This window comes from Streptomyces albus subsp. albus (assembly GCF_000725885.1).
Lineage (GTDB): Bacteria > Actinomycetota > Actinomycetes > Streptomycetales > Streptomycetaceae > Streptomyces > Streptomyces albus.
Window position 1 is genome coordinate 99,400 of the sequence record NZ_JODR01000005.1, and the last position, 22,085, is coordinate 121,484.

Genomic DNA, 22,085 nt, shown 5'->3' on the forward strand with positions numbered 1-22,085 from the left:
GTGCGTGACAGGATCGCCCTGGTGACCGGAGCCGCCGGCGGCATCGGCGCGGCCGTGACCCGCCTGCTCGCCGCGAGCGGCACCACGGTCGCCGCCGTGGACCGGGACACCGGCCGGCTGACGGCCACGGTGGCCGCGCTCGCCGCCGAAGGGCTGCCCGTGCACGCGTACCCGGCCGACGTCACCTCGGCCGCGGAGACCGAACACGTGGTGGCCGCCGTCGAGCGCGAGAGGGGGCCCGTCGAGCAGCTGGTGAACGCGGCCGGAGTCCTCCGCCTCACCGAGGCGGCGCACATGGGCGAGCAGGACTGGCACGCCACCTTCGCCGTCAACACCACGGGCGTCTTCCTGATGTCCCGCGCCGTCGTGAACCGGATGATCCCCCGCCGCTCCGGAGCCCTCGTCACCGTCGCCTCGAACGCGGCCGGCACCGCCCGGATGCGGATGTCCGCCTACGCGGCGTCCAAAGCGGCGGCGACCGCCTTCACCAAGTGCCTCGGCCTGGAGGTCGCCCGGCACCGCATCCGCTGCAACGTCGTCGCCCCCGGCTCCACCGACACCCCGATGCTGCACGGGATGCACGCCGACGGCACCGCGACCGCCGCCTCCGTCGCCGGGGACCCCGCCGCCCACCGCACCGGCATCCCGCTCGGCAAGGTCGCCCGCCCCGGCGACGTGGCCCACGCCGTGCGCTTCCTGCTCTCGGACGAGGCGGCCCACATCACCCTGCACACGCTCACCGTCGACGGCGGGGCGACGCTGGGCGCCGCGATGTGAGGGGCCGGCCCCAACCGCCCACCGTCCGCCCCGCACGCGAGAACCGACGACCCCGATCCGGAGACCGGCGGCAGCGGCCGAGAAGGGACACGCAGCGCCATGGCACACGCACTCGTCGCGGGCGGCGGCATCGGCGGTCTCGCCACCGCCCTCGCCCTGGCCCGGCACGGCCACCGCGTCACCGTCCTCGAACGCCAGCAGACGTTCGGCGAGATCGGCGCGGGCATCCAGCTGGCCCCCAACGGCTTCCACGCCCTCGACCTGCTGGGTGTCGGCCGCCAGGTGCGGGAGCGTGCGGTGTTCGTCGACGAGCTGAGGCTGATGGACGGCACCACGAGCCAGAAGATCGTCGCCATGCCGGTCACCGGACCGTACCGGCGCCGCTTCGGCAACCCGTACGCCGTCGTGCACCGCCGGGACCTCCACGCGCCGCTGCTCGCCGCCTGCCGGGCCGGCGAGCGCATCGAACTGGTGGCGGACGCGGCCGTACAGCGGTACACGCAGGATGCCGCACAGGTGACCGTCGTCACGGCCGACGGCCGCACCCGCACCGGCGACCTGCTCGTGGGCGCCGACGGCATCCGCTCCACCGTCCGCGCGCAACTGGTGGGCGACGGTGCGCCCCGCGTCTGCGGGCACACCATCTACCGCTCGGTGATACCCATCGCGAAGGTGCCCCGCCGGCTGCGCTGGAACGCGGTGACCCTGTGGGCCGGCCCCTCCTGGCACTTCGTGCACTACATCATCGGCGGCGGCGACCACCTCAACCTGGCCGCGACCCTCGACGACGGCGCCCGAGAGCCCGTCGCGGGACGCCCCACTCCGCGCGCCGTCGTGCTCGCCCGCTTCCCCGGACTGGGGGACACCGCCCGGCTGCTGCTGGAACTGGGCGAGGAGTGGCGGCAATGGGTGCTGTGCGACCGCGACCCGGTCGAGGTGTGGACCGACGGCAGGGTCACACTGATGGGCGACGCCGCCCATCCGATGCTCCAGTACGCGGCACAGGGCGCCTGCCAGGCGCTGGAGGACGCCGTCGTGCTGGGGGACCTGCTCGCCGGCGCCGGCGACGACGTGGCGCAGCGCCTGGCGCGGTACAACGCCGTCCGCCGCGAGCGCACCGCGCGCGCCCAGCTCCTGGCCCGCGAGATGGGCAGCAGGCTCTACCACCCGGCGGGGGAGGAGGCGGCGGCCCGCGACGCGATGCTGGGCGCCCTCACCGAGGAGGACCTGTACGACAAGGTGTCCTGGCTGCACGGCGCCCAGGACTTCCTCCGGGCGGCAGCCGGCTGAAGCGGCGGCCCGCCGGCGGGCCGTGACGGGCCGCGCGGACCTGGGCGCCGGCCTCCGGGAGCGGTGCCCGCCCCGGTCGGCTCGCCGGACGGTTGAGGGCGACTCGAGATCCGGTTGGCATGCCCTGTTCAAGATGAGTGAGGCCGGTCAAGCTGGAACCCCCGCGCATCCCGCGGGTTTTCCGGCCCCACGCTCGGAGGTCTCCCATGCGCCGCCGCTACGCCCTCCCCCTCGCCGCAGCCGCCCTGGCGCTCCCGGCGACGCTCGTCCCGGCCGGCTCCGCCTCGGCGGCACCCGCCGACAAGCTCCAAGTGCTCAGCTCCTGGACGCAGACCAGCGCCTCCAGCTACAACGCCTGGAACACCGCCCGTCAGAACCAGGGGCAATGGGCCGCCTACGGCTTCGACTGGTCGACCGACTACTGCAGTTCGTCGCCCGACAACCCCTTCGGCTTCCCCTTCCAGACCGCCTGCGCCCGCCACGACTTCGGCTACCGCAACTACAAGGCGATCGGTGCCTTCTCCGCGAACAAGGCCCGCATCGACTCGGCGTTCTACGAGGACCTCAAACGCGTGTGCAGCCGCTACTCGGGCGCCTCCCGCACCGCCTGCAACTCGACCGCGTGGACCTACTACCACGCCGTCGACATCTTCGGCCTCAAGGGCGCCGACCGGGCCGCCGCACCCCAGGCCGCCGCGGCCGGCGGGCGCTGAGCCACCCACGCAGCCCCGGCACCCAACGCCCCTACCCGGGGTCCGGGCCTCACCGCGCATCCGGCCCGGGGGCCGCCCCGGCCCCCCGGGCCGGTCCCGGCGGCCAGGAGCGCAGCACCTCGACCGTCTGACCGGTGACCCGGGCGAGAGTGATGACGGTCCCCGGACCACTGCCGTAGAGGCCGACCCACTCGCGGTACCGCAGCTCGGCCGTCGCCCGGTCGGCCCACCAGCCGCTGTTGACCGGCCCGTCCGGCCGGAAACGGCAGGTGACACGGTAGACCGCGGGGCGAGGCCCGCCGGGCCGTGCGGAGTCGCGATCCACGCGGTGACTGTACGAAGACGCCGCCGCCCGGCGCCCCGGCCACCGCCGCTCGCCGGGCGGACGCCCCGCGGAATGCACCTGGACGGCCCACCCTTTCCGCCGCCGGACCGCAGCCGGTGGCATTTCCCCCTAAAGGGCGGTTTGGTCCCCCGCCACTTGGCCACTCCCGAGGCGCCGTGGCTTGCTGTGCAGCGGGCGATCCCACGTGCTTGCCCGAGAAGCGGTCAGGCCGTGCAGGGGAGCGCCCGTACGGAAAAGGGGAAAGCACGCCATGCGTATTCGTTCGTTCGCCATCGCCGCCGTCGCGGTGGCCTCCGTTCTCGGTACCGCACCCGCTCAGGCAACGGCCCCCCAGACGCCCAGGCAGGCGGCGCCCCAGGAGGCGGCGGCCTACAACTGCAGCCCGGGGCACTTCTGCATCTACAGCGGCTGGAACGGCCAGGGGACCCGCTGCCAGTGGAAACAGCGGAGCAAGGCCAACACCGCGGACGACTGCTCCTTCATCCGCAGGGGACACAACGTGCGGTCGGTGTGGAACAGCACCGGGCACCGGGTCCAGTACTACACGCAGACCAACTTCCACAACCGCGTCGGCTCCACCCCGGCCGGCAAGGGCGGCAACCTCCAGGGCAACTACCAGATCCGCTCCTTCAAACCGCAGTAGGCCCGGCGAGCGGGGGCGTCCGGCCCTCCCGCACCTGCCGTCGCACGCTGCACCACGTCCGCCGCTTCCCCGTGTCCGTGCGGAAGCGGCGGACGCCGCGGCGCCGCCGGTGCTCACCACGGCCGCCCGTGGTGAGCACCCGGCGGACCCGCCGGGGCGGACCGGCGTCAGTCGATGTGGTAGCTGTCGCCGTAGACCTTCCAGTCCAGCGGCGGTTCGAGAGCGAAGTTCCCCTCGCGCAGGAAGACCCGCTGCGCGGTCTCGACCCGGCTGGTGTCGCTGTGCGCCTCCTCCTGCTCCATGGCCCACACCCGGGCGTCGAGGAAGGCGTTCAGATACGTCTTCTCGTCGCCGCCCGCGGCCGGAGGCTTCGCCCGGCGCAGCGCGCGCTTGCGGATGCTGCCGAAGCTGGTGGCATCGTCCCCGCCGCCGTGCATCACCAGCGCGTCGTAGTAGGCGAACTGGCCCAGGGCCCGCAGCCCGTCGGCTTTGCCCTGCTTCACCGCGGGATCGAAGTACACGCGGTCCCGCTCGTCGTTCTGGGCCTGCTGGAAGGCCTTGTCGCGGGCGGCCGTACGCCAGTCGTCCGGGTAGTGCGGGTCGAGCCCTTCGTGCGAGTCCGAGCCGTTCACCCTGCGCAGCGCGGGCAGATATTCGGCCAGCACATTGCCCGGCTTGCGGTCCGTGTACAGCTCCACCAGATCGAGCATGTCGCCCGTGCCGGAGCAGAACCCGATGATGCCCGCGGTGTAGCCCCGGCCGTCGCCTATGTCCTCGATGTACTTGTACTGCGCCTTCCAGTCCAGCGACGAGTTCTCCGCGCTGGAGACCAGCTGCATGGCGATCTCCTTCTTCGCGGGATCGTCCAGACCGGCCCCCTTGCCGGCCGCCGAGGCCGCCGGGGGATGAGCGGCGCTCAGCAGGGGCACCGCCGTCAGGGAGGCCCCCAGGAACGCGAGGGCGGTACGACGGCGGAGGCTGCCGGGACGTGACGTGCTGTCGAACGATGACATCCGAACTCTCCTGGGGTGATCGGGGGGTGGCCGAATCGGAACGGAATGGCGCCGACAGGTTCTCAGGAAAGTTTCCTACCAGAGGGCGGCCGTCCCGGACACCCGCCGTGCGCCGATCCGGCCACCGCTTACCGCACCGCCCTGCAGACCGCAAACACCGGGGAGGCCCGTCAGCACCGGGGAGGCCCGTCAGCACCGGGAAGATCCGCCGCCGTGCAACGCCGAAGGGCCGCCGCGGACCGGTCACCGGCCCGCGACGGCCCCTCGGTCAAATGACCTCGCTGTCAAGGACGGTTCCCCGGCGCGCGGCCGGGGGCACCCTCACAGCGCCAGCAGTGCGCTGCCGGCCACCTTGCTGTCCCGCAGTGGCCGCAGCGCCAGCCGCATCAGGGCCAGGGCGTTGTCGTCCCCGGCGATGCGGTTGGCACTCAACGCGCCGCACGACAGGCAATGGTGGACGATCAGCCACTCACCGTCCGGCCGCACCGACATGCTCAGTGCCTCCATGCGCCCCCGGCAGGACGCGGCACGGTCCCCCGGGACGCGGCGGTCCACATGGAGACTGGCCAGACAGTTCGGACAGTGATTGCGGTGTGCCGTACCCGGTGCGGAACCGGGCACATCGAGGCGGCAGCCGACGCACCGGAACGGCTGGGAACGATGCTGCCCCTGCCCGTGGAGCACGTCCTTGTGCCGCTGCTCCCGCCGTCCGCCGGAGCGTGAGGATGCGGGCTTACGCCGTGGCATGGCGGATCTCCTCTCCCCGGGCGCCCGTCACAGGTCACCGAACGCTTCGAGCGGGAACGGCGGCTGCGCCAGCGGGCGGACCGCCATCCGCATCAGGATCAGCTGGTTGTCGTCGGTGCACACCGGGTTCGAGGTGAGCGTGTCGCAGCGTACGCACCGGTGGATGACCATCCAGTCGCCGTTCCGCAGGACGGCTATGGAGATCGGTGTCATCCGGGAGCGGCACTCGCTCGGGCCGCCTTCGGCCTGGTCGAGTACGTGCCGGGAGTGCAGACAGGACGGGCAGTGGTTGCGCCGTCTGCCGTCGGCCGCCAGCGTGCTGACGGTCAGGCCGCACCACACGCACGTGAATGTGTCGATCTTCAGAGAGTTGTCGGGGTTGCTCGGCTGAGCATGGTTGCTGGACACCCGGGGGCTCCTTGCTGAAAGAGGAACGATGACAGCAGGAGTCGGCCGAGCGGACCTCGCGAGAGGCCAACGGCACACGCACCGTCCGGCCGCAGGGCGCGGAGGGTGCGGGCGGGCTGGGGCACCGGTCGTCCGCCCCGTCCGCCGCGCGGGACGCGGCGGAATCGGCGCAGGGGTTACGCGGTGCGTCGAGGCGCGCTCGGCGCGGGCCGGTGCATAAAACACCCTCTCTAGGGCAGAGCCCGAAAAGCGATCGGAAGTCGGCGGAAGGAAAGCTAGCGGAGCGGCAGCGCGCCTGCCACCGGTTTTTCTCGCCCCGCAGCCCGCAGCCCGCAGCCCGCAGCCCGTCGCCTGTTGTGTGTCGCCCGCCGGGGCCCGCGGGCTGCCGGACGCCCCGCGCGCCCCGGACCGGCCGGTACCGCACCCGCCAGGGCCGCCGGGCCGCGTGGCGGACTCGGTCCGGGTGCGCGGCCCGTGCCACAGCGGTCCGGGCGGCGCAAGGGGCGCGGGCCGCCCGGACCGGCCGGCGCTCAGTCCTTCTTGTCGGCCTTGTCGCCCAGCTTTTCGACGAAGTCCTGGGCCTTGTCGACGGCGGTGTCGATCGTGCCGCTGTGCTTGCCGCCGGTCTTGTCGTCGATGAGATCGCCGACCTTCTCCAGCCCGTCGGAGATCTTGTCGCCGTGGGCCTCCACGATCTCCTCGGCCTTCTCCTTGAGACCCTTCAGCTTGTCGAACATGCGTGTCCTCTTGTGTTGTGCGTTGCGTGGGGCGGCGTACACGTGGCGTACGCCGCTCGGCACCATGATCGCATCGGCTGAGGGCATGGCCGATTCGCCCAAGAGACGGGCGGCGGGCCCTCGTTGCCGTCGCCGCCATGGACAGCATCGCGTCCCGCCATCGGCGCATCCGCATCGACCGCCGGGCCGAGGACGTCCACGCCTACGCCTCCGGCCCGGTCGATCTGCCCTCGTGGGCCAGGGGCTACCGGGACACCAGCGAAAGGTCGGGTGACCGATGGATCGCCGCGTCCTCGCCCGGCTCAAGGCGTTGCCGGAGGACGGCGGGGGCGCGGCGGGATCGTGACCGTACGCGGTCGCCACCCGGGACCCCTCCGGCCGACTGGCCTGCGACGAACGTGTTCGCTAGCGTGGACGCATGCCTGACGCCCGCCCCCGCAGCCGCCGGGAACGCCCCGCCAAACCCGCCCTCACCCGGGAAGGGATCGTCTCCACCGCCGTCCGGCTCGTGCGGGCCGAGGGGCTCCAGCGGGTCACCATGCGGCGGCTGGCGAAAGAGCTCGACACCGGCCCCGCCTCGCTGTACGTCTACGTGGCCAACACGGACGAACTGCACGCCGCCGTGCTGGACGAGCTGCTGGGGGACGTCGATCTGAGCCCCGCGACCCGGGACGGTGACTGGCGGCAGCGGCTGGAGGCCGTGCTCGTCTCCTACATGGGCGTCCTGAGCGAGCACCCCGGGCTGGCCCGCACCGCGGTCGTCGTCCGCCCGTCGGGGCCGAACTACCTCAACCTGCTGCAAGCCCTGCTGCGGCTGCTCCACGAAGGGGGCGTCCCCGACGACCGGGCCGCCTGGGGGGTCGATCCGCTCCTTCTGGTGGCCACCGCCGTCACGGCCGAGCACTCCGCGCACGGCGCGGCGTCCCGGCCCGGGGCCGACGCGGAGTGGAACGCGCTGACCGACGCGCTGCGCGGTGCGTCCCCGGCCGACCACCCGCACCTGGCCGGGCGTGCCGGACAACTGCTGTCCGGCACGCCGGAGCAGCGGCGCGGCTGGTTCTTCCGCATGCTCCTCGACGGCATGGCCCGCACGCCGCTGCCCGAGGACCCCCGGCCGGCGGACGCCCGGCGGACTCGGTCCTGAGCCGCCGTCCGCGCACCTGCCGCTCCAAGCCGCCCGTGCCCCGCCGGTCAGTCGTTGCCCGGCTGGGGCCGCACGGTGAGGATCTGCTGTGCGTGTCCGACCGGGCCGGTGAGGTCGTGCAGCACGGTGCTGGTGATGCCCTGACCGGTGGGGCCGAAGACGACCGTGGTGTCCAGCCCCGTCCAGCGGCCCTCGGGCTGCCGGTGCAGATGGATCGTCAGATCCACGTTGGGGAACATCCACGCGGTGGGCGGCTGCCGTACGGCGATGCCGTTCGCGGTGTCGACCAGCGCCACGTACGACGCCAGCGGGCCGGCCTCCTCGCCGCCGACGAGTCCGACGTCCGTGGAGACCCAGGTGGTGGTGCGCCCCGGCTGCGGCGGGGCGAGCGGGCGCATGTCCAGGGTGGCGATGTACCCGCCGGGCCACACCGAGGTCATGTCCCAGGTGTCGAGGGCCCCGGGCGGCGTGAGCGGGACGGCGCCGCCCCCGGCCACCGCGCCGGTGTCCAGGGACGCCAGGAACCAGGCGCGGGCCCGTACCACCGGCCGGCCGGCTATCAGCACGGTCGCCTCGACGAGTTCGATGGTCCGCCCGGGCCGTACCGTCTCCACCCGGACCTCGCACTCGTCGGTGGCCAGACGCCCGAGGATGTCGAAGCTGATCCGGCTCATCACCAGCTCCGAGGCGTCCGGGCGGTCCGCCCGGTACCGCTCGATCGCGTGGACGATCAGGCCGCCGAGCGGACTGAAGTGCTGTTCCTCGGTGTTCCACGCGCCCCCGACATGGGCCGTGGGCTTGTAGCGGTACTCATCGATGCGCTCGAAGAAACAGGCGGAAGCCGGTGCGCTGGCGTTCAACGGGTCACCCCTCGGCGGACTAACGAAGATCGGATCACTGCCGGGGCCAATCTAGAGGCCGCCGCCATGTCCGTGGCAGGTGCATCCGGCGAGGGCGCCGGGGGTGAGGACCCCGGCCTCGGTTTCCGTCCTCAACTCCCGGTCTCGTCGTCCAGGTCCACCCGGACGGTCAGCAACTCGGTGCCGACCGCCCGTACGACGGCGCTGTTGAGGAACGGCAGCGACCGCAGCCTGGCGCGTGCGTCGTCCTCGGGGAGCGGCTGTGCGGTCCCGGTGTACCAGCGGCCCCGCAGCCGCACCCGGACACGCGGGTCGGCGTGGATGTTGCGGATGTACTGCGCGCGGTTCCCGTGCTCGGCCACCAGCCAGAACCGCCGGCCCTCCCGGCGTCCGCCGACCGGTGTCCGGCGGGGCAGCCCCGTCCTGCGCCCGGTCGTCTCCAGCAGGATCTGCCCCGGCAGTCGCCTCGTGACCGGGTTGACGATCCGCCGCTGGAGCGCCGTGACCGCACGGAACCTCCAGCTGCCCGACCCGCCATCGTTCGGCATCCTCGTCCCCCGTTTCCCTTCCGCCGGCCGTCCCGTCGCCCGGGCTGCCGGCCCCGTCCGCCCGCCCTCCCGGGTCCGGCGAGGGCGGTTGGCAGAGAGTGTGCCATCCCCTCACATCGCGGGGCCCGGGGCCGAAGCCCGCTTGCGGGTGTCCCGGGCGGCGATGGCCTCGGCCACCTCCGCGACGGCGCTGCGGATCCCGTCCCCGTAGGGGCCCTCGGGCAGATCGGGGGCGTGCTCGCCGGCGGCCTCGATGTGCCGGGCGGCGGCCTCGAAGGAGCCGAGCCTGCGGAGGTCGTCGGCGAGGTTGAGGTGCAGGGACGGGTGGAAACCGGCGACGTGCAGCCCGGCGTGGTGCCGGCGGACGCGCTCTTCGGTCAGCGCGTCGGCGGCGTCCAGGGCCCGTACGTCCCAGACGAGGGCCTGCGCGGCGTCCTCGTGGAGGTCCGCCAGATAGTGGGCGAGGGTGCAGCGGTGCAGCGGGTCGCCGGCGGCGCCGATCGTGGACCACAGGTCCGTGAGGCGGCGCCGGGCGGAGTCGACGCGGCCCGCGTGCCCTTCGGCGACGGCGCGGCCGATGGCGTCCATGGTCGGATCGGTTCCGGCGGAGGCGGTGGTCATGGAGTCCCTTGGTCGTGTCGTTGGCAGGCAGGGTGGCCGGCCCTGACCGGCATGGCCAGCGTGGTGAGGTCGCCGCGGTCGGCGGAGCGGAACGTGACGGGCCGGCCGGGCCCCCGCAGATCGAGCATCAGGTCGGGGCCGACGGCCGTGCTGACGGCCGGGTACAGGGTGGTCACGTCGAAGAGCAGCGAGAGGGGCTGCCCCGTCACCGTGGCCGCCAGTGCGCGCGCGGAGCCCTCGTTTCCGGCGGAGCGGACCTCGCTGCCGCCGTCGGTCAGACGCAGGACGATCCGTGCGCCGGGCTGTTCCTCCAGCACGTGCAGGAACGCGTCCTTCGCCACCGTCGCCCGGGTGGTGACCTCGGGCAGCGAGGTGAGCATCAGCCGGTGGTCGGGGAACGTCTCGGACAGCAGCCGGCAGTGCTGGTCCTCGCGGCCCGCCGCCCGGAGGCGGACGCCGTGCGGGGTCGCGTCGATGTGCACGAGCGCGCCGCGGCGCATCTCGGCGACGGCGGCCCGCAGTTCGTCGCCGTGGACCGTGCCGGCCCAGTCGGCTGCGGGCGGCTCCACGGGCACCAGCGTTCTGGTCGAGAGCCGGTAGCGGTCGGTCGCCGTCAGCGTCACCGCCTCACCGGTCGCCTCGATACGCAGACCGCCCAGTACGGGGAGGCCGGGCTCGCGGGCCGTCGCGGTGAGGACCTGTTCGGCGGCGTCGGCCAGCACCGGGCCCTTCACCACGGCGACCGGCCGGCTCGGCGCACCCGTGAGCAAGGACGTGACGGCGGCGGCCTTCCGCCGTGCCGCCGCCGCATCGCCCTGGACGCGGGCGACGTGCTCGCCGATCAGCCGGGACGCCTCCTCGGGCCCGGCGTCGAGAACCTTCGCCACCGTACTGAGGGGCATGGCGGTCTCCCGCAGCCGGCGGAGCGCGATGGCGCGGGCCACCTGGGCGGGACTGTAGTAGCGGTAACCGGAGGCGGGGTCGACCTCGGCGGGGCGCAGCAGCCCGGAGTCGGCGTAGAACCGCAGCGCGCTGGGGGTCAGACCACTGCGTCGGGCGAAGTCGCCGATCGGCATCAAGTCGGTACGGGGCACGCCGTCATCCTGGGCCTTCAACCAGCTCGAAGGTCAACCGGGCCGGGCGCGGCGGCCCAGGGGCGGCACGCCTTGTGCGGCCACGCCCGGGTACCCGGCGCGGCGGCGGCGGGCGGGGACCATGGGGGCGGGTCCTTGCCGCACACGGCAGGCCGAAGCGGGGGCGAGGGGAAGAGGAGCGGATGAGCGAGACGTTCCCTCCGCAGCCGTGGCGGCTGCGGGGGCAGATGTACGTGGCACTGTGGCAGGTGCCCGCCCGGCGGCTGCCCGGCTGGCGGCTGCCGCCCGGTGTCCGGCCGCTGGGGTGGCGGGAACGCCGCGTGGTGGTGACGTTCTGGGTGGACTACCGGCACGGCGGCACCCTGGCCTACCGCGAACTGCTGGTCGCCCTGGCGGTCCGGGACGGGCACGGGCCGGCCGGCTGCGCCGTGGAGGCGTGGGTGGACGACGACCGGTCGCTGGCCGGCGGACGGGAGCTGTGGGGCATCCCCAAGCAGCCCGCCGTCTTCGCCTTCGCCACCGGCCGTCACCGCGGACGGACGCGGCGCCCCGGCCTCTTCACCGGTCTGGCGTCGCCGGTGTCACCGGGCGGCGCACCGGACGGACATGCCGGACCGTGGCCGCCCGCGCCGGGCGTGCCGCCCGCGCCGCCCGCGACGGGCGTGCCGGACGCGGGCCCGGCCGAGGACACCGGGCGGTGGGCGGCGGAGGCGTCGAGCGGGCGGGTGGGCGTCGTACAGCGTGACGTGCTGCGGTTCCCGGTGCGGCTGCGGCTGGGCTCCCGTCTGGTGCAGCCGTACGGGGACGGGGCGTGCGCCGTGCCGATGCGGCTGAGCGGCACTGTCTGTCTGGCCCGGGCCCGGCTGGCCGCGGCGCCGGACGGCCCCCTGGGCTACCTCGCCGGCCGGCGCCCGCTCGCCGCCGCCACACTGCACGACTTCACCGCCACCGTGGGCACCGCCGACGGTGGAGGCCCGCCGCCGTGAGCCCGGCCCGTGGTGCGCGGGCGGCGGTCAACAGCCATGGCAGTCACCGTTGCGGTACTAGGGGTGGACGAGGACTTGGGAGAGGCCCACGCGGCCGGTACCGGTGAGCTTGACCGTCACATGACGGGTCCGGGCCTTCAGGTCGATCACCGTGGGCCGCAGCGCCCCTCCCTCGACGTGCACCGTGCCGGTGTCCGTGATGACGTCGAAATCCGCTGTCGTCATCGAGGCGTCGTTCCAGATCTCGATCTGGCCGATGCGGCGCGGCCGGCCGAGATCGACGCGCCACCAGGAGCCCGGCGCCGACAGCGTGCGGGTGTCCGTCGTGATGTCGCCGTCGGTGGCGAGGGCCGCGGTGGCGGGGCCGTCGGTGGACGACTGGCCGGGAGTGCCGTGGCGTGCCAGATCGCGGCGCAGCACTTCGGCGGGTGCGCGGTGGGCGCCGGCCGTGGCGGCGGTGCGCAGGGCCGCCGCGGGGAGTGCGTCCAGACCGGTGTGGTTGCCGGTCATGACCGAGCCCCGGCCGCCGAGGGCGGGCGCCCGGGTGTCCGTCCAGTTGCCGCGGACGGTGTTCTCGATGCCGTAGTCGGCCCAGTTCGAGACCCACTTGTATCCGACGCGGGTGACGACGTTCTTCTCGACGAGGATGTGGCTGCTCTGTTCGTCGAGGTAGATGCCGTTGCCGTCGCGTTCGGTGTTGCCGTGGCCGGAGCGGTTGAGGTAGTTCCCGGAGACGACGGTTCCCGGCTGGGCGCCCTGGGTGTAGACGGCGCCGCCGTCGTGCTGGGCCCGGGCGACCTCCATGACGTGGGTGATGCGGTTGTGGGTGATCGCGTTGTCGCGGAGGACGGAGTGCCGGGCCTCCGGCTGGTTCCAGCCCCAGCCGACCGAGATGCCGGAGTACGGCAGGTGGTCGAGGGTGTTGTGGTCGACGGTCAGTCCGGCCTCGTAGCCGGCCCAGATGCCGACCGCGTCGGTGTACTCCACGCCGGTGTGACGGATGGTGTTGCGGGCGACCGTGTTGCGCTCGCCCGCCAGAGCCGGGGCCGGCCGCGGCTCGGTGTCCCCCACGTAGAGCGCGCCGGAGGACAGATCGGTGAAGGAGGACCGGGTGACGGAGGAGTCCTTGGTGCCGGCTTCCAGGACGGCGCCGGCTCCGCCGAGGTGGGCGAAGCGGGCACGGTCGACGGTGACGTTCCGACCGCCGCGGACGACGAGGGCCGCGGCGGGCTTGGTGTAATACCGGCCGGCGTGGTCCTCGGGGCCGTCCGCACCGGTGAGGGTGAAGCCCGCCTGGGTGCCGGCGTACCCCTCGTCGGTGCCGGGCTGCCGGTAGGCGGCGTGGGCGAAGCCGATGCCCCGGACGGTCACGTCGTGCGCGCCGTCGAGCACGAGGAGGTGCTCGGTGTGCGGGGTGACGACGTGGGCGCGGCGCATGTCCTCGCCCTCGCGCGGCAGGTAGGTGACCGTGCGTGCCGCCGAGTCCCAGACGAACTCACCCGGGTCGTCGAGGAGTTCCCGGGCGTTCTGGAAGAAGGCGACGCCGCTGTAGCGTGCCGAGTCGACGGTGGTGCTGTCCCAGGACGGCCCGGTGCGTCCGGTGCCGGCGGCCGAGTTGGTCCAGCAGGGGCGGGCGAAGGTGAGGGTGTCACCGCTGACGCCCGTGATGCGGCAGTGGTAGGCGCGCCAGCGGATCTTGATGACGGCTTCGGCGTCGGTGGGGCGGCGCCAGCCGGCGATACCGGTGGCCCGGGCGCCGGTCATCCCCGCCTTGGTCGCGTCGCACACCGTGGCCGGGCACTCTCCGCCGCGTGCCCGAACGGCCCGCTCGCCGTCCACGAACAGCTGGCGCGGGGTGACCCCCTCGGGCACACCGGCGCTCCAGGTGCCGTCCGGGTTCGGCGACCAGCCTCCCAGCGTCCGGCCGCCGGAGAGGACGGGCCGGGCGCCGGGGGCCGCCGCCCAGGTGACGGTGCGGCCGTCGTGCCCCGAGTCCCGCTCGTCCAGGCGCAGGGGTTTCTCGCGCGGGTACGTGCCCGAGGCCAGCAGGACGCGGACGGAGCGGCCGGTCACGGCCCTGGCCGCGTCCCGCGCGCCGTCCAGGGAGCACGGCCGGGCCACGGTGCAGGCATCACCGTGCCCGTCCGGTGCGGCGTACAGGGTGCGGGGGCCGGGCGCGGCCTGGGCAGGCGGCAGGCACATCAGGCACAGCAGCACGGCGGCCAGGGCTGCCGGGAGCGTGCCGTATACCGCTCTTCCGGGGTGTTTCATGTGTCTGCCCTCCAGTCGGGGCGGCCGGGCATGGGCGGGTTGACGGCGCCGAAGAGCCAGTCGCGCAGGAAGCCGTGCAGGGAGCGGTCGCCCGTGACCCGTACGGCGTGCCGGATGAAGTCCTCGCTGGTCACATTGCGGTCCTTGAAGCGCTCCGGCCACAGCCGCATCACATGGTCGAACCGTTTGTCGCCGATCCGCAGGCGCAGGGCGTACAGCACCAGGGCGCCGCCGTCGTAGATGTTGGTGCCGCCCAGCTCCCGGGGGCGTCCCGGCGGGCCGTCCTGGGCGCGGATCTTGTCGAGCCCCGCATAGGCGGCCCTCATCTTGTCGTCCAGGACCGACCAGCCCCGCTCCTCGCCGTAGAGCGCGGCGTAGTGGACGGCGGGGCCCTCGTTCAGCCACGCCTGCTGCCAGTCGGCGGGTGTGACCGAGTCGCCGTACCACTGGTGCACCAGCTCGTGCACCATCGTCGTCTCGTAGCGGGGCCGGCCCGCCGCGTCGGGGGTGAACCAGTCGGTGGAGAAGAGGCTGAGCGTCTGGTTCTCCAGGGCGTCTGAGTAGCCGTCGTAGATGTGGCAGCCGTAGACGGAGAACGGATAGCGCCCGAACTTCGCCTCCAGCCAGGCGAGATGGTCGGCGGTGCGGTCGACGACGGGCCGGTATCTGTCCTCCTGCCCTCGCGGAACGATGTGCCGCAGGGGCAGACCGCGGTGGCTGCTGCCGTACAGATAGGTGCCCCGCACCACCGCGATGCCCACGAGTTCGGTGGCCATCCGCTCGCGCAGGGCGAAGTGCCAGACGGTGGAGCCGTCCGCGCGCCGGGTCCTGCGCAGCAGTTCGCCGTTGGCGGCGGCGACGTATCCCTCGGGGGCGCTGAGGTGGAAGGTCCAGGTCGCCTTGTCGGAGGGGTGGTCGTTGCAGGGGAAGAAGGTGTCGGCGCGGGACGCCTGGGCGGCGCAGGCGAAGCCGCCGTCCGAGCCGAACCTCCACCCCGTCAGGCCCGAGCGCGGTGCCTTGCCGTTGCCGTGGTGGCGGACCGTGACGGTGAAGGCATCGGAGCGGCGCAGCGGCCGGGCGGGGGTGACGGTCAGCTCCTGTCCGCTCCCGCCCGGGGACAGGGCCCAGCCGGCGGCGCGCCCGTCGACGGTGACGGAGTCGATGGTGTGACCGTCGGTGTCCAGGTTGAAGGCGGACAGGTCCTGCTGCGCGCGGGCGTGGAGCACCACGCGGCCGGTGTAGTCGTAGGTCACCGGGGTGAAGTCGAAGGTGAGGTCGTAGTGGGCGACTTGGTAGCCGCCGTTGCCCAGCGTCGGGAAGAGCGGGTCGCCGAGCCCGGGGGAGCCCGGTGCCGGGCGGCGGCCCGCGGCCTCGGCGGACGGGCCGGGGGCGGGAACGCCGAGAACGGGTGCGCCCGCGGCGGCGAGTGCGGTGCCGCCCAGGCGCAGGGCGGAGCGTCTGCTGGTGGGGCGCCGGTTCATCGCTTCCCCTTCTGGAGGGCTTCCTCGAATTCCGCGCGGGCCTTCTCCGCTCCCCTGGCCAGGTACTCCTTGACCAGGTCGTCGTAGGCGGACATCGGTTCGCGGCCGGAGACGATGTCCTTGAGCCCGTCCTGTTTGAGCGTGTGCAGGCTGCCGGTGCCCTTCGCCTCCCAGGTGGGGGAGAAGACGGTGAGGGCGGGGTCCGTGGCGAGCATCGGGATCAGCTTCGTGTACGCGGCGTGGACGTGACGCACCCCCGCTGCGGACTCCGCGCTGAAGACGGCGGGGACGGTGGAGGCGAGCATCTTCCACGGGGCGGCGACATCCTGCGTGCCCCGTTCGGTGAGGACCGGGTTGCCCTTCCCGTCACGGGTGAAGTCGGTGCCCTCGACTCCGTAGTTGATGAGCGTGTACTCCTCGCTGCCGAAGGGCGCCGCCACGAAGTCGGCCAGAGCCAGCAGTTGCTCGACACGCGAGGCCGGCGCCTTCTTGACGAAGGTGGTGGACAGACTGAGGTTGTCCGTCCAGGCGACGGCCTCGGGGCCGAAGGGGACCATGGGGCGCGGGTCGTACTTCTTGTCGACCGCGGCCATCGTGGCGACGTAGCCGGTGCCGGGCGTCAGATAGGGCGGCATGCCGTCGTAGACGTAGGCGGCCTTGCCGTTCTTGAACATGTCGGTGTAGCGGGCCTTCTGGGCGCCGCTCATACCGAGTGAGCCGGGGTAGAAGCAGCCGGCCTGCTGGAGCTTGCGGGCGGTCTCGACGGCGAACCGGTACTCGTCGGTCTCCAGATCGGCGGTGAACCTGCCCGTCCTGGTGTCCATCCGCCACAGATACGGCGCCCCGGCCGACATGGCGAGCAGATTGGTGACGCTCGCCATGATCGCGTACCGGTCCTCGGCGGGCCGGGTCAGCTCCTTGCACAGTTCCACGAACCGGTCCAGGCCGGTGATCTGGTCCAGGTCCGTGACCCCGGCCTCGGCGAACAGGTCGTGCCGGTAGAAGCCGGCTCCGCCCGTGATCCCCCTGGTGATCGGGATGCCGTAGAGCTTCCCGTTGTAGACGGCCTTCCGCCAGGCGTCCTTCGGGACGGCGGCGAGGTTCGGATACCTGCGGATTCTGTCGCCCGCCAGGAAAGGCGTGAGGTCGGCGCAGGTGGCGTCGAGGAAACCGGCCATGTTGTCGACCCCGCCCGTCTCCGGGTACATGAACAGGTCGGGGAGGTGGTTGGCGGCGATCATGGTGGAGAACTTGCTGGGATAGTCGTCGGCCGGTACCGCCGTCAGGTCGACGGTGCCGCCGAGCCTCCGCTCGATCGCCTGCCATGCGGCGTTCCTGTCGCGCCCCGCCGGGGGAGGGGCGAAGGTCTCCATGACCGCCGAGACGGGCTCCGCCCCGGCGAGGGGACGGCCCTCGACGGACCGCCGGGGCTTGGCGGGGTAGCGGAAGAACCCCGGCGGCACGCCCTCGGCGGTGCCCGGCAGGTCCGGTTCTACCCCGGCGTTCCGCACGGTGGTCGAGGGCAGCAGCTTTTCGCTCCTGATGCCGGGCCGGGCGGCCGTGCCCCCGTCCCCGCACGCGGTCAGCAGCGGGCCGGCGGCCAGGGCCGCGGTCAGGCCGGCTCCCGTACGCAGGAGCGCTCTTCGGCCGATCGGGGACTCAGTGGGAGGCGGCACCGTGGGAACTCCTTGGTGAGCGGGGTGGAGGAGCGGGCAGGGAAAGAGGGACGTACGGGCGCTGCTCAGCCCTTGACGGCCCCGGTGAGCACCCCTTTGGTGAAGTAGCGCTGGAGGAAGGGGCAGACGAGCAGGATCGGGACGACGGCGACGACCAGCACGGCCATCTGTACGGACTGCTGGGGCGCGGTGCTCTCCCCGAGGGCCGTGCCGCCCAGGCTCTGGCCCTGGAGGACGAAGGTGCGCAGCACCAGCGGGATCGGCCACTTCTCGGCGTCGTCGAGGTACAGCAGCGCGTTGAAGAACGCGTTCCAGTAGGTGACCGCGTAGAAGAGGCTGATCACGGCCAGCACCGCCTTGGACAGCGGCAGCACGACGCGCAGCAGGATGCGCAGATCGCCCGCACCGTCCACCCGTGCCGCGTCGAGGAGTTCCTCGGGCAGGTTCATGAAGAACGAGCGCAGCACCACCAGATTGAACGCGCTGACCAGGGTGGGCAGTACGAGCGCGGCGTAGGTGTCGTACAGTCCGAGTTCGTTGACGAGCAGGAAGTTCGGGATGATGCCCGGGTTGAACAGCATCGTGAACAGGGCCGTCAGCAGCATGAATCGGGACCCGGTGACCTCCCGCCGGGACAGCCCGTAGGCCATGCCGATGGTGACCAGCAGACTGGCGGCGGTGCCGAGCACCGTGACGGCGATGCTCACCAGCAGGGCCCGCAGGACCACACCGCCGGTGAAGATGGTGCGGTACGCCTCCAGGGTGGGGTGGTCGGGCCACAGGACGAGCCCGGTGCTTTTGACGATGTCGGTCTGCGAGGCGAAGCTCGTCCCGATGACGCCCAGCAGCGGGTAGGCGACGACGAGGACGACGACGGTGAGGGCCAGGGCCCTGGCCGCCACGGTGGTCTTCCTGGGCGGCTCCAGCCAGGGCGGCCGGTCCGCCGTCTTCTTCCGGCGGGCGGGCACGGCACGCACCCGGGCGGGTCCCTGCGGTTCGGTGCCGGCGGCCGGGGGGACCGGGCCGGCCGGCTTGTCAGCGGTCAGCACCGCGGTACACCCCTTCGTGGCCGAGACGGTGGGCGAATTTGTTGGCGCCCAGGACCAGCGCGGTGCCCAGGACCGCCTTGACGAGCCCCACGGCGGCGGCGACACCCCAGTCGTTGTCCCGGATGCCGTGGAAGTAGACGTAGGTGTCGAGGACCTCGCCGGCGCCGGGGCCGACCGCGTCCCGCTGGAGCAGGATCTGTTCGAAGCCGACGGACAGGACCTGTCCGAGGTTGAGGATCAGCAACAGGATGATCACCGGCGCCAGACCGGGCAGCGTGACGTGCCACAGCCTGCGGGCCGGCCCGGCTCCGTCGAGCGCGGCGGCCTCGTAACTCTGCCGGTCGATGTTGAGCAGCGCCGCGAGGATGATGATGGTGCCCCAGCCGGCGTCCTTCCAGACGAGCTGGAGGGTCAGCAGCCAGGGAAAGGCGTCCGGGTCGCTCATCATGTCGTAGCGCGGCAGCCCGAGAGAGCCGAGGAGGTCGGGGAGCAGACCGGCGCCGCCGAGGATCTGCTGGAAGACCGAGACGATGATGACCCAGCCGATGAAGTGCGGCAGATAGACCACGCTCTGCACGAAGCGACGGACGCGGTCGCTCACGACGCTGTTGAGCAGCAGGGCCAGGGCGATCGGCACGGGGAAGAAGAACACCAGCTGGATGACCGCGATCTCCAGCGTGTTGGCTGTGGCGGACCAGAAGGCGGGCTGCGAGAAGGCGGCGGTGAAGTTGGTGATGCCGGACCAGGCGCTGTGCATGTAGCCGAGATAGGGCTGGTAGTCCTGGAAGGCCACCATGTAGCCCAGCAGCGGCACGTAGTGGAAGACGACGAAGTAGAGCAGCCCCGGCAGGGCGAGCAGCAGCATCACCTTGTCCCGTCTGATCCGCTGCCCCAGGCTCGTGCGGCGGCCGGGGGCGGGCGGTCTTCGGGCGTTGTGCTGCGGGGGGTCCAGCGGGAGCGGGGGAGCTGAGTCAGCCATGATGCGGTCCTGTCGGCTGGGCGATGCCACGCGGCCTACTGCGCCCGCAACGTAGTAACCGCTTACGAACGGCGTCAAGACATGTGTAGCCAGCCTCTCCGCCCGCCCCAGGTCGCGCGCTTGACGGCAGCTCAGGCACTCCCTAGCTTTGCCGTCAGTCCATAGAATGCGTTTACTGTCCGGAGGCAAGGTGCGCACTACCGACGAGGCGCCGGCTCACACCGGTGCGGACACCCCGGCGCAGCCCTCCCGCCGGCCGCGCACCCTGCTGGCAATGGCCCCCGACCTGCCGGACCGGCTCTTCCCGCCGGCCGGCCGGTCCCTCCTCGAAGAGACCGCCGACCTGGTGGCCCCCGCCCCCGTCACCGAGTTCACCTCCGCGCCGGCGCGCGCGGCGCTCGCCCGCAGCGAGGTCCTGCTCACCGGCTGGGGATGCCCGCCCGTCGACGCCTCGGTGCTGGCACACGCCCCCGCGCTGCGCGCCGTCGTCCACGCCGCCGGCACGGTCAAGACCTTCCTCCGCCCGGACGTTTTCGAACAGGGCATCGCCGTCTCGTCCGCAGCCGCCGCGAACGCGCTGCCCGTGGCCGAGTTCACCCTCGCCGCCGTCATCATGGGCGCCAAACGGGCCTTCCCCCTCGCACACCTCTACCGCACCCGCCGCACCCACCGCACGGCCACCGACCTGGACCGCCGGCACTGGCTCGGCACCCACGGCCTGACCGTCGGCGTCGTCGGCGGCTCCCGGACCGGACGCCGCGTCATCGCCCTGCTCGCCGCCCTCGACGTCGAGATCACCCTGTACGACCCGTACGTGACCGCCGAAGAGGCCCGGCAGCTGGGAGCCACCCTCCTCGACCTGGACACCCTGCTGGTCACCAGCGACGTGGTGACCCTCCACGCACCCCAGACCCCCGCCACCCACCACCTGCTCGACGCCCGGCGCATCGGACTGATGCGGCCCGGCACCCTGCTCGTCAACACCGCGCGCGGCGCCCTCGTCGACACCGAGGCCCTCACCGGACACCTGGTCAGCGGGCGGCTCGACGCCGTGCTCGACGTCACCGACCCCGAACCCCTCCCCGCCGGCCACCCGCTGTGGGAGCTGCCGAACGTCCTGCTCACCCCGCATCTGGCCGGAGCACAGGGCAACGAGACGGCCAGACTCGGCACGCTGGCCGTCGAGGAGCTGGCCCGCTTCGCGCGGGGCGAGCCGTTCGCCCACCCGGTGCGCGCGGCCGAACTGGAGCGCCTCGCATGACACCGCGCGCACTGCGGGACATAAGCTCTGCGCCACGGGACGGCACGGAGGGGAAGGACCGGATGGGGCGGCGCAGCGGCGGCACGGAGACGGACGGACAGCGCCGATCCACGGTCAGCGACGTGGCACGCCGTGCGGGGGTGTCGACCGCGACCGTCTCCCGGGTGCTGAACCGCAACTACCCGGTCGCCGCCGCCACGCGCGAACGCGTCGAGAAGGCGATCCGGGAACTGGGATACGTCGTCAACGCGCACGCCCGCGCACTGGCGGGGATGTCCGGACGGACGGTCGGCATCATCGTCAACGATGTCGTGGACCCGTTCTACGCCTACATCGCGCGCGGAGTGGAACGGGAAGCCTCCCGCGGCGACCGGCTCTGCCTGGTGTGCTGCACCCAGGGAGACCCCCAGCGGGAGCTGGCCTTCGTCGAGCTGATGCACGAGCGCCGCGCCGACGCGGTGATCGTGGTGGGCGGCAGCGTCGCCGACCGCGCCTACACCGCCGAACTCGCCCGGCGCGCCCGCGAACTGGACGCCGACGGCTCCAAACTGGTGCTGTGCGGGCGCCCGCCGCTGGGGGAGCGGGTTCCCACGGTCTCGGTCGAGTACGACAACGAGGGCGGCGCCTTCGCCCTCACCGACCATCTGCTGACCCAGGGACACGAGCGCATCCTCTACCTGGGCGGCCCGCCCGGGCTGTCCACCACCCGCGACCGGCTCGCGGGGCACCGGCGGGCGCTGGAGCTGCGCGGCATCGAGCCGGACCCGCAACTGGAACAGCCCGGCGCGTTCAGCCGCGCCTTCGGCAGCCGTCGGATGGCCGAACTGCTGGCGCAGAAGGTGCGCTTCACCGCCGTGTTCGCCGCCAACGACATCGTCGCGGCGGGGGCGGCCCAGGCCCTGGAGGAGGCCGGACTGCGGGTGCCGCAGGACATCTCCCTGGTGGGGTACGACGACGTACCGGTCGCACAGGAGATGCGCCCCCGGCTGACGACGGTGCACGTGCCCCTGGAGGAACTGGGGCGGCAGGCCGTGCGGACCGCGCTCGGCGACGAGGACGCGGACGCCTGGCGGGAGACGGCGACGGGAGTGGTGCGGCTCGGCACCCACATCGTGGTGCGGGACTCCGTGGCGCCGCGCCGTCCCCGCCGCGGCAGGAAGTGACCGCTTACCGCCCTCGGCGCCGCGCCGTCTCCGCCGGAAAACAGAAACACGCCGTCAGCCTCTTGCCATCGGGCAGCAAGCGCTTACATGCTCGCGCTGCGGGGCCCACCCCGTCACCGAGCCGTACACCGGGGCCGCACCCGCCCCGGCCACCCGCACCGCCGACCCCCGCCCCTGCCTCCGTGACCGCCCCCGCACCCCGCCTCCGCTTCCCGGCACCCCGCCGGCGCAACCGCCCCCCGTATCCCCTCCACGTATCCCGTCCCCACACCCGGCCC

General features: G+C 73.0%; 22 protein-coding genes. 8 read left to right on the top strand and 14 right to left on the bottom strand.

From position 1 onward, the window contains the following. From IO40_RS0106545 to IO40_RS0106555, 3 genes are all read left to right on the top strand, one after another. Positions 1-777 carry a 2,3-dihydro-2,3-dihydroxybenzoate dehydrogenase gene (locus IO40_RS0106545; protein ID WP_016471577.1) on the top strand — a complete coding sequence of 259 codons (777 nt, stop codon included), beginning with the start codon at positions 1-3 and terminating at the stop codon, positions 775-777. 99 nt (positions 778-876) lie between these two features. Next, the gene (locus IO40_RS0106550; protein ID WP_031175025.1) at positions 877-2,067 is read left to right on the top strand and encodes a 3-hydroxybenzoate 6-monooxygenase; all 1,191 of its coding nucleotides are present in this window, start codon (positions 877-879) and stop codon (positions 2,065-2,067) included. 206 nt (positions 2,068-2,273) lie between these two features. Next, entirely contained in the window at positions 2,274-2,780 is a 507-nt protein-coding gene (locus tag IO40_RS0106555) for a phospholipase (RefSeq protein ID WP_016471579.1), read from the top strand. A 49-nt stretch (positions 2,781-2,829) separates the two neighbouring features. Here the strand turns inward: IO40_RS0106555 and IO40_RS33225 are convergent, their stop codons facing one another. Beyond that, positions 2,830-3,105, bottom strand: coding sequence for a hypothetical protein (locus tag IO40_RS33225; protein WP_033229657.1), 276 nt, complete (start codon positions 3,103-3,105; stop codon positions 2,830-2,832). A 271-nt stretch (positions 3,106-3,376) separates the two neighbouring features. Between IO40_RS33225 and IO40_RS0106565 the strand changes: the two genes are divergently transcribed. Next, positions 3,377-3,769 carry a peptidase inhibitor family I36 protein gene (locus tag IO40_RS0106565; RefSeq protein ID WP_016471581.1) on the top strand — a complete coding sequence of 131 codons (393 nt, stop codon included), beginning with the start codon at positions 3,377-3,379 and terminating at the stop codon, positions 3,767-3,769. A gap of 167 nt (positions 3,770-3,936) precedes the next feature. Here IO40_RS0106565 and IO40_RS0106570 read toward each other — a convergent pair whose 3' ends face one another. The 4 genes from IO40_RS0106570 to IO40_RS0106585 all read right to left on the bottom strand — a co-directional run bounded on the left by IO40_RS0106570 (position 3,937) and on the right by IO40_RS0106585 (position 6,674). Further along, entirely contained in the window at positions 3,937-4,782 is an 846-nt protein-coding gene (locus IO40_RS0106570; protein WP_016471582.1) for a chitosanase, read from the bottom strand. A gap of 321 nt (positions 4,783-5,103) precedes the next feature. Continuing rightward, on the bottom strand, positions 5,104-5,529 hold the full coding sequence (locus IO40_RS0106575; protein ID WP_031175026.1) for an RNHCP domain-containing protein: 426 nt from the start codon (positions 5,527-5,529) through the stop codon (positions 5,104-5,106). A gap of 27 nt (positions 5,530-5,556) precedes the next feature. Then, the gene (locus IO40_RS0106580) at positions 5,557-5,937 is read right to left on the bottom strand and encodes an RNHCP domain-containing protein (RefSeq protein ID WP_031175027.1); all 381 of its coding nucleotides are present in this window, start codon (positions 5,935-5,937) and stop codon (positions 5,557-5,559) included. A 530-nt stretch (positions 5,938-6,467) separates the two neighbouring features. Then, entirely contained in the window at positions 6,468-6,674 is a 207-nt protein-coding gene (locus tag IO40_RS0106585) for an antitoxin (protein WP_016471586.1), read from the bottom strand. Positions 6,675-7,092: 418 nt separating this feature from the next. On the opposite strand from IO40_RS0106585, the gene IO40_RS0106590 reads away from it, so the two are divergent. Next, positions 7,093-7,818, top strand: coding sequence for a TetR/AcrR family transcriptional regulator (locus tag IO40_RS0106590; protein ID WP_016471587.1), 726 nt, complete (start codon positions 7,093-7,095; stop codon positions 7,816-7,818). Between the two features lie 47 nt (positions 7,819-7,865). Here the strand turns inward: IO40_RS0106590 and IO40_RS0106595 are convergent, their stop codons facing one another. From IO40_RS0106595 to IO40_RS0106610, 4 genes are all read right to left on the bottom strand, one after another. Then, a complete protein-coding gene (locus IO40_RS0106595) occupies positions 7,866-8,678 on the bottom strand; it encodes a thioesterase family protein (protein ID WP_031175028.1) in 813 nt (270 codons plus the stop codon). A 131-nt stretch (positions 8,679-8,809) separates the two neighbouring features. Then, positions 8,810-9,226: a nitroreductase/quinone reductase family protein gene (locus tag IO40_RS0106600; RefSeq protein WP_016471589.1), complete on the bottom strand. Its 417-nt coding sequence runs from the start codon at positions 9,224-9,226 to the stop codon at positions 8,810-8,812. 111 nt (positions 9,227-9,337) lie between these two features. Beyond that, positions 9,338-9,847 (bottom strand): hypothetical protein, encoded by a 510-nt coding sequence (locus tag IO40_RS0106605; RefSeq protein WP_016471590.1) that lies wholly within the window; start codon positions 9,845-9,847, stop codon positions 9,338-9,340. Then, positions 9,844-10,941, bottom strand: a complete 1,098-nt coding sequence (locus IO40_RS0106610) for a DNA polymerase III subunit beta family protein (protein WP_016471591.1) — start codon at positions 10,939-10,941, stop codon at positions 9,844-9,846. Before IO40_RS0106610 ends, IO40_RS0106605 begins: the two co-directional genes overlap by 4 nt. A 182-nt stretch (positions 10,942-11,123) precedes the next feature. On the opposite strand from IO40_RS0106610, the gene IO40_RS34725 reads away from it, so the two are divergent. Further along, positions 11,124-11,927, top strand: coding sequence for an acetoacetate decarboxylase family protein (locus tag IO40_RS34725; RefSeq protein ID WP_016471592.1), 804 nt, complete (start codon positions 11,124-11,126; stop codon positions 11,925-11,927). Between the two features lie 57 nt (positions 11,928-11,984). On the opposite strand, the gene IO40_RS0106620 is transcribed toward IO40_RS34725, so the two are convergent. From IO40_RS0106620 to IO40_RS0106640, 5 genes are all read right to left on the bottom strand, one after another. Further along, positions 11,985-14,198 (bottom strand): right-handed parallel beta-helix repeat-containing protein, encoded by a 2,214-nt coding sequence (locus IO40_RS0106620; protein WP_031175029.1) that lies wholly within the window; start codon positions 14,196-14,198, stop codon positions 11,985-11,987. Continuing rightward, positions 14,195-15,679, bottom strand: a complete 1,485-nt coding sequence (locus IO40_RS0106625) for a M1 family metallopeptidase (RefSeq protein WP_031175030.1) — start codon at positions 15,677-15,679, stop codon at positions 14,195-14,197. Before IO40_RS0106625 ends, IO40_RS0106620 begins: the two co-directional genes overlap by 4 nt. After that, positions 15,676-17,355: an extracellular solute-binding protein gene (locus IO40_RS0106630; RefSeq protein ID WP_031175031.1), complete on the bottom strand. Its 1,680-nt coding sequence runs from the start codon at positions 17,353-17,355 to the stop codon at positions 15,676-15,678. Before IO40_RS0106630 ends, IO40_RS0106625 begins: the two co-directional genes overlap by 4 nt. A gap of 65 nt (positions 17,356-17,420) precedes the next feature. Next, entirely contained in the window at positions 17,421-18,404 is a 984-nt protein-coding gene (locus IO40_RS0106635; RefSeq protein WP_415852792.1) for a carbohydrate ABC transporter permease, read from the bottom strand. After that, complete coding sequence (locus IO40_RS0106640; RefSeq protein WP_031028443.1) at positions 18,391-19,383, bottom strand: ABC transporter permease; 993 nt, start codon at positions 19,381-19,383, stop codon at positions 18,391-18,393. The genes IO40_RS0106635 and IO40_RS0106640 overlap by 14 nt, the downstream gene beginning before the upstream one ends. 190 nt (positions 19,384-19,573) lie before the next feature. Between IO40_RS0106640 and IO40_RS0106645 the strand changes: the two genes are divergently transcribed. Next, the gene (locus tag IO40_RS0106645) at positions 19,574-20,644 is read left to right on the top strand and encodes a hydroxyacid dehydrogenase (RefSeq protein ID WP_016471598.1); all 1,071 of its coding nucleotides are present in this window, start codon (positions 19,574-19,576) and stop codon (positions 20,642-20,644) included. A 62-nt stretch (positions 20,645-20,706) separates the two neighbouring features. Beyond that, on the top strand, positions 20,707-21,807 hold the full coding sequence (locus IO40_RS0106650) for a LacI family DNA-binding transcriptional regulator (protein WP_031175033.1): 1,101 nt from the start codon (positions 20,707-20,709) through the stop codon (positions 21,805-21,807). The last annotated feature ends 278 nt before the right edge of the window (positions 21,808-22,085 follow it).